Annotated in this window: 6 protein-coding genes; 1 reads left to right on the top strand and 5 read right to left on the bottom strand. The window is 66.8% G+C overall.

The genetic code is table 11. The features are described from left to right. From ACTHLF_RS03675 to ACTHLF_RS03695, 5 genes are all read right to left on the bottom strand, one after another. A partial coding sequence (locus ACTHLF_RS03675) for a ribosomal RNA small subunit methyltransferase A (protein ID WP_440324965.1) occupies positions 1–415 on the bottom strand: 415 nt, incomplete at its 3' end. Continuing rightward, the gene (pdxA, locus tag ACTHLF_RS03680) at positions 412–1407 is read right to left on the bottom strand and encodes a 4-hydroxythreonine-4-phosphate dehydrogenase PdxA (protein ID WP_440324967.1); all 996 of its coding nucleotides are present in this window, start codon (positions 1405–1407) and stop codon (positions 412–414) included. The genes pdxA and ACTHLF_RS03675, both read right to left, overlap by 4 nt. A gap of 4 nt (positions 1408–1411) precedes the next feature. Beyond that, the gene (locus ACTHLF_RS03685) at positions 1412–2797 is read right to left on the bottom strand and encodes a peptidylprolyl isomerase (protein ID WP_440324969.1); all 1386 of its coding nucleotides are present in this window, start codon (positions 2795–2797) and stop codon (positions 1412–1414) included. Between the two features lie 30 nt (positions 2798–2827). Continuing rightward, on the bottom strand, positions 2828–5344 hold the full coding sequence (locus ACTHLF_RS03690; RefSeq protein ID WP_440324970.1) for an LPS-assembly protein LptD: 2517 nt from the start codon (positions 5342–5344) through the stop codon (positions 2828–2830). A gap of 147 nt (positions 5345–5491) precedes the next feature. Next, positions 5492–6052 (bottom strand): cob(I)yrinic acid a,c-diamide adenosyltransferase, encoded by a 561-nt coding sequence (locus ACTHLF_RS03695; RefSeq protein ID WP_440324972.1) that lies wholly within the window; start codon positions 6050–6052, stop codon positions 5492–5494. A gap of 59 nt (positions 6053–6111) precedes the next feature. Here ACTHLF_RS03695 and ACTHLF_RS03700 point away from each other — a divergent pair. Next, positions 6112–6290, top strand: a 179-nt coding sequence (locus ACTHLF_RS03700; protein ID WP_440324974.1) for an FAD-dependent monooxygenase, incomplete at its 3' end; no start/stop codon positions are given.

Raw genomic sequence — 6290 nt, forward strand, 5'->3', positions numbered from 1 at the left:
CTTCCTTCTGCAGCATGAAATGCATGTCCTGGATCGCCGCGGCGTGTTCGACGCAGTGGAACAGGATGGGGCTGGAGATGTAGTAGGGCCGGTTGCCGGCGATGCGCAGGCGCTCCGCGCCCAGTTCCTTCGCCAGCGCGCTGAAATCCACCTTGAGCACATCCGAATGCACGATGCGCAGGTCGCCGATGGGCGCCGCGCGCTCCTGCAGGCCCGGGATCAGGTCAGTATCGAGCTCGATGGCGGTCAGCTTCTTCGCCACGGCCAGCAGCGGCAGGGTCATGGCGCCTTCGCCGGGGCCGATCTCGACGACGGTGTCGCCATCCTTCGGTGCGATGGAGGAGACGATGCGCTCGATGTAGCGCTTCTCGTGGAGGAAGTGCTGGCCGAAGCTCTTTTTGGGGCGTGCGTTCATACGGCGGCCCGCGGGCGGGCGAGATCCATGGCGAGGCGCGTGGCGGCGAACAGGCTGGCGGGATCGGCTCGGCCGGTGCCGGCCAGGTCGAGCGCCGTGCCGTGGTCGACGGACGTGCGGATGAAGGGGAGGCCCAGCGTGACGTTCACGGTGCGATCGAATGCTTCGCTCTTGAGCACCGGGAGGGCCTGGTCGTGGTACATGGCCAGCACCGCGTCGTAGCGCGGGCGCATGGCCGGCACGAAGGCCGTATCCGCGGGCAGGGGGCCGATGAGGTCCATGCCACCGGCGCGCAGCCGCTCGAGCAGCGGGATGATCGTATCGAGCTCTTCGCGGCCCATGTGCCCGCCCTCGCCCGCATGCGGGTTGAGGCCAAGCACGGCGATACGCGGCTGGGAAAGGCCGAAACGCTCGCGCAAGGCGCCGTGCACGATGCGCAGGGTGCGTTCGAGCAGCGCCGGGGTGATCGCGGCGGGCACGGCGGCAAGCGGAAGGTGGGTAGTCGCGAGGGTCACCCGGAGTTCCGGGCTGGCGAGCATCATGACCACCTCGGCCCCTGCGCGCTCGGCGAAGAACTCGGTGTGGCCGCTGAAGGCGATGCCGGCTTCGTTGATGGTGGATTTCTGCACCGGGCCGGTGACCACGGCATCGAATGTCCCCGAAAGGCAGCCATCCGCGGCGATCGCGAGCATCTCGAGCACGTGGTGGGCGTTGGCGGGGTCCGGTAGGCCGGGGCGCACCGGGGCGCCAAGCGGTACATGGCGGATGCGCAGGTGGCCAGCGGGGCGGTGCGTGAGGCGCTGGCCGTCATCGTCGCTGAGTTGCAGCGTCACACCACACGCGGCGGCAGCCTGCTCGAGCAGCCCGCGATCGGTGATGGCAACCAGGTCGGCGGCCAGGTCGCTGGCCGCCAGGCGGGCAAGGAGTTCGGGACCGACCCCGGCAGGCTCACCGGCGGTGACGGCGAGCCTGGGCAGGGTGGTCGCGTTCATGCCCTTAGTTGGAGGCGGGCGTCGTCGCCGAGGCCTGCTTGTCGTCCGGATCCTTGAGTTCCGGGACGCGGATGTCGACGAAGGACGACGAACGCAGTTCGCGCAGGTAGCTCTCGTAGGCTTCGTCAGCCTTGCGGTTGCCGATGGCCTGGCGGGCCTGGTTGCGCTGCGATTCCTCGGTGACGTCGCTCTGGCGGGTACCCAGGAGCTGCATCACGATCCAGCCGGCATCGGTCTGGAACGGCTTCGAGACTTCGTTTTCCTTCAGGCCATCCAGCTGGGTGGCGATGGCCTGGCCCCAGGCGTCCTTCTGGAACCAGCCCATGTCACCGCCGGCATTAGCCGTGGTGGTGTCCTTGGAGTCGTCCTTCGCCAGCTTGGCGAAGTCGCCCTTCTTCTCGGTGACCTGGGTGTAGATGTCCTGGGCCTTCTTCTCGGCCTGCTCCGGCGTGACGATCTCCGACGGTTTGATCAGGATCTGGCGCGCGTGGTACTCGGTGACGACCTGGCGGCCCGGCTGGCGGGTATCGACCAGCTTCAGGATGTGGAAGCCCGTGGGGCCGCGGAGGGCAGCCGTGGATTCACCCGGCTTGAGCGAACCGACGGCATCGGCGAAGGCAGGGGGCACTTCGTCGAGGCGGCGCCAGCCGAGGTCACCACCGTCGAGCGCGTCGGGCGCATCGGAGTACTGGATGGCGACGGCGTTGAAGTCCTTGCCGCTCTTGATGTCGGCGATGGCCTTCTCCGCCTTGGCCTGGGCCGCGGCGATGTCGTTCGCGCCACCTTCGGCCGGGGTGCTGACCTGGATGTGGGCCAGGTGCACTTCGCCCGCCTTGTAGGTCGGGCTGGCCAGGAGGTTGTTGACCTCCGCATCGGTGACCGTGACCTGGTCGCGGACGACGCTCTCGTGCAGCTTCTGGGTGATCAGCTGGTCGGAGATCTGCTGGCGGAAGCCCTGCCAGCTCATGCCATCCAGCGTGACCGCCTGCTGGAGCTGGTCGGCCGACATCTTGTTCTGCTGGGCGACGTTGGCCACGGCCTGGTCCACGTCCTGGTCGGTGACGTGGATGTTCTGGTCGGCGGCGCGCTGCGTCTGCAGCTTCATGAGGATCAGGCGATCGAGCACCTGGCGGGCCAGGATGTTCGCGGGCGGCAGCTGGCCCGGGTTCTGGGCGTACTGCTTGGTCACCGCGGCGATGGCGGCATCCAGTTCGCTCTTGAGGATCGTCTCCTCTTCCACCACCGCGACGATGCAGTCCAGCGCGCCCGGGCAGGCGATGCCGCTGGCACCGCTGGCCCCCTGGGCCTGCGGCATCAGCTGTGCGTGGGCGGTGGGCACGGCCGCCAGGAGGGCGGCGGCGAGCACGGAGTAAACGAGGATCTGCTTCATCGAATAGGGAGCCCGGGGCGCCTGCCCCATTTATTGATAGCCAAGGATAGCACGCCGCAGGTACTGGCCCGATTGAGGATTGAGCGAGCCCAGCCCCTTGAATTCCAGCTCAAACATGATCGCGTTGTTCGTCCGGCGGGTGTAATCCTGGACGTAGTGGCGGCCAAGGATACGGAAGGCGACGCAGCAGCTGTCGTATTCGACGCCGGCGGCGGCTTCCAGGGTCCGGTGCGAGAACGTGAACGTGGTGAAGGAGGCCCCGTTGTCCAGGGTGACCGGCACGATGTCGCGGCGGGCGAAGACCCAGCGCGCCAGGGCACGCCAGCGCTCCGACACCGGGTAGACCACGGACGTGTCGAATTGTTCCATCACGTTCCGGCGGTACCGGTACGAGAAGTTGACGATGCCGTCGCCCTTGATCCGGCGCTGGATCTGCACGGTGGCCAGGTCGGTGTCATGGCCCTGGAAGCCGCCCAGGCCCGTATCCGGGTTGGGATAGACGCGCTGCTTGTCGTTCGGGTTCCACTGGTACGAGCTGTTCAGGCGCCACTTGTCGTTGAGCTGCACGGCGAACTGGGCCACGTAATCCGAGCCGTTGTAGTCCGTGGGCAGCACGCCCGGCATCTGCACCTTCTGGTCGCTCAGGTAACGGATCTGGCCCACGCTGGCCGAGACCCGCTCCACGCCGTTGTCATCGAGCAGGCGAGTGGTCAGCGCCGCGGTGACGTTGTTGGCATCCATCTGGCGGTCGGCGCCGGCGAAGCGGTTGGTGGTGAACAGCTGCCAGAAGTCGAACGACATCTCGTTGGTGTCGAACGTCGGCAGCTTTTCCTGGTTCCGGTACGGCACGTAGAGGTAGTAGATGCGCGGCTCGAGCGTCTGCGTGTAATCCGAGCCGAAGAGATGGGTCTGGCGGTCGAAGATCAGCCCGGTGTCGAGGCTGGCGATCGGCAGCGAGCGCGTCGGGGTGCGGTCCGGGAACGTGCTCTTGTAGTCGGCGTTTTTCAGCTGGTACCCGGTGAAGCGGTATTCGGCGCGCGGGCGGATGAACCAGAACGGCCCGCCGAAATCGCCCGCGATATATGGGGCAAGGTCCAGGCGGTTGCCATCGAGCTGGTTGCCGTACGGATTGCGGTTGGCCTTGCGGAACGCCACCGCCTCCGAGTCGATACCTACGTCAAGCCATGAATTCAGCGGGACCTCGGCGTTGAACGTGCCGCGCGGCCAGCGCTTGTACGGCTCCACGTAATTCGGCAGGCCCGGGTCGACGTTCTGGTACGCATCGACGCCCAGCGACGAGGACCAGTACTTGCCACCCTTCGACACGTAGACGCTGGAGGTCAGGATGCCGACCGCCGAGGTGTACAGGTCGTTGCCGAAATCGCGGAAGTATTCGTTATCCGACGCGCGGTTGATGTTGGCGAACAGCGAGAAGCCGCCGCCCAGGTTGGTCGAATTCGTGATCTGCGCGAGGTAACGCTGCTTAGCGTCGCCACGGTCGCCGAACTGCGAGAAGTCGGTGTCCTGGCCCTTGTCGTTGCCCAGGTACTGCACGTTGAACGTGCCCCGTGACTTCGGCAGCAGGTAGCGGAACTCGGCACCGAGCATCAGGCCGCGCTCGGTGTAGTACGTCGGGGTTACGGTCGCATCGTAATTCGGTGCGATGTTGAAATAGTACGGCGTGGACAGGTACGTACCCGCATGGCTCGACGAGCCGAAAGTCGGGTAAAGAAAGCCGCTCTTGCGCCGGTCATCCAGCGGGAACGTGAAGTAGGGCAGGTACATGAACGGCACGCCCTTGAAGCGCATGGTCGCGCTGCGGGCGACGCCCACGCCGGTGTCCTTGTTCAGGTTCACCGTCTTGGCGCGGAATTCCCACTGGTGCTTGCCCACGTCGCAGGTCGAGTACGTGGCCATGCGCATGCGGCCGTGCATCGGGTCGGTGACCGTCGCATGGTCGGCCACGCCATTGCCGCGCGACTGCAGCAGCTGGTAGGTCACCTTGTCCGCATCGCCCTGGTTCGGCGTGGTCGTGCCGGTCATGCGGTCGGCACGCAGCAGCATGCCGGCTTCCTGGTAGCGCACGTTGCCTTTCGCGTCGTACGCGGTGGAATCCGCGTTGTAGGTGACGTCCTCGGCCTGGAGCACCTGGTCGGCACGTTGCAGGCGCACGCCGCCGGTCATGTGGTAGATGTTCGGTTCGGGGCTCTCGACCTTCACGCCCTCGGTACCGTTGATGTTCGACACGGTATCGGTGACGGCGGTATCGCGCAGCGTGGTGTCCTTCGTGATCGTGGGATCGTAGAAGTCCAGCATGGCGTTGGGGCTGCACATGGCGTAGCTCACCGGGCGCGGTGCGCACACGAACGAGCCGAGCGGGCAGGTGACCACATCGCTCGCCTCGCGGCTGCGTGACGTGCTGACGGCGGTGGGGGCCGAGGCGGCGGTGGATTGTGCCTGGGCCTGCCAGGCGGTGCCGGAGACGACGAGGGCGACGGCGGTCGCCAGCAGGCGGCGTTTAGGCAGGATGCTGATGCGGGGCGTCACGGGCGGGGTCTGGTCCGTTCGAAAGGCGGCCAACTTAGCAGAATCGCCGCCTGCATCGCACGATGGCACTCCACGCATAAGCTCGAACCCCTGGCGAGGGCGCGGCGGTGATCGCCGGGCCGATACCCTTGAGCTTACACCGCCCGCTCAGCCGCGCGGGCGGCGTTCGTGCTGCCAAAGCACTTCGCCGTGCCCGCTCTGGCGGGCCAGGACGCGTGCCAGGACGAACAGCAAATCTGAAAGGCGGTTCAGGTAACGCTGCGCTTCAGGGCGCACTTCCTCGACGCGGGCCAGCGCCACCACCTCGCGTTCCGCGCGGCGGCACACGGTGCGGGCCACGTGGCAGGTGGCCGCGGCCATGCCCCCGCCGGGGAGGATGAAATCCTTCAGCGCGGGCAGGTCGGCGTTGAACGCGTCCAGCACTTCTTCGAGTCGGTCGATGTCCTTGCCATGCACCATGGCCATGCCGGGGATGCACAGCTCGCCGCCGAGATCGAACAGCTCGTGTTGCACCTGGACAAGGACTTCGCGGATCGCCTCGCTGGTCCCCTCGCTGGCGATGACCATGCCTAGCGTGCTGTTTAGCTCATCGACGGTGCCGTAAGCGGCTACCCGCAGGGAATCCTTGCCGGTACGGCTGCCATCGCCCAGGCCGGTGCTGCCATCGTCACCGGTACGCGTATAGATCTTGGAAAGTCGGTTGCCCATCGGCCGATTCTAGCCTGCGGCGGCCCGCCGCACCCACGGTGCGTGCACGTCGCGGCGTTATGATGCGCCGCATGAGTCCTGCATCCCCCATCCTCATCGTCGGCGGCGGCCTGGTCGGCGCCAGCCTTGCCATTGCCCTGGACACCGCCGGTATCCCGGCCATGCTGGTGGAGGCCGCCGCGCCGCGCGTGGGCGACCAGCCCAGCTATGACGAGCGCAACCTGGCCCTGGCCCGTGC

This window comes from Luteibacter sp. (assembly GCF_051958795.1).
Taxonomy (GTDB): Bacteria; Pseudomonadota; Gammaproteobacteria; order Xanthomonadales; family Rhodanobacteraceae; genus Luteibacter.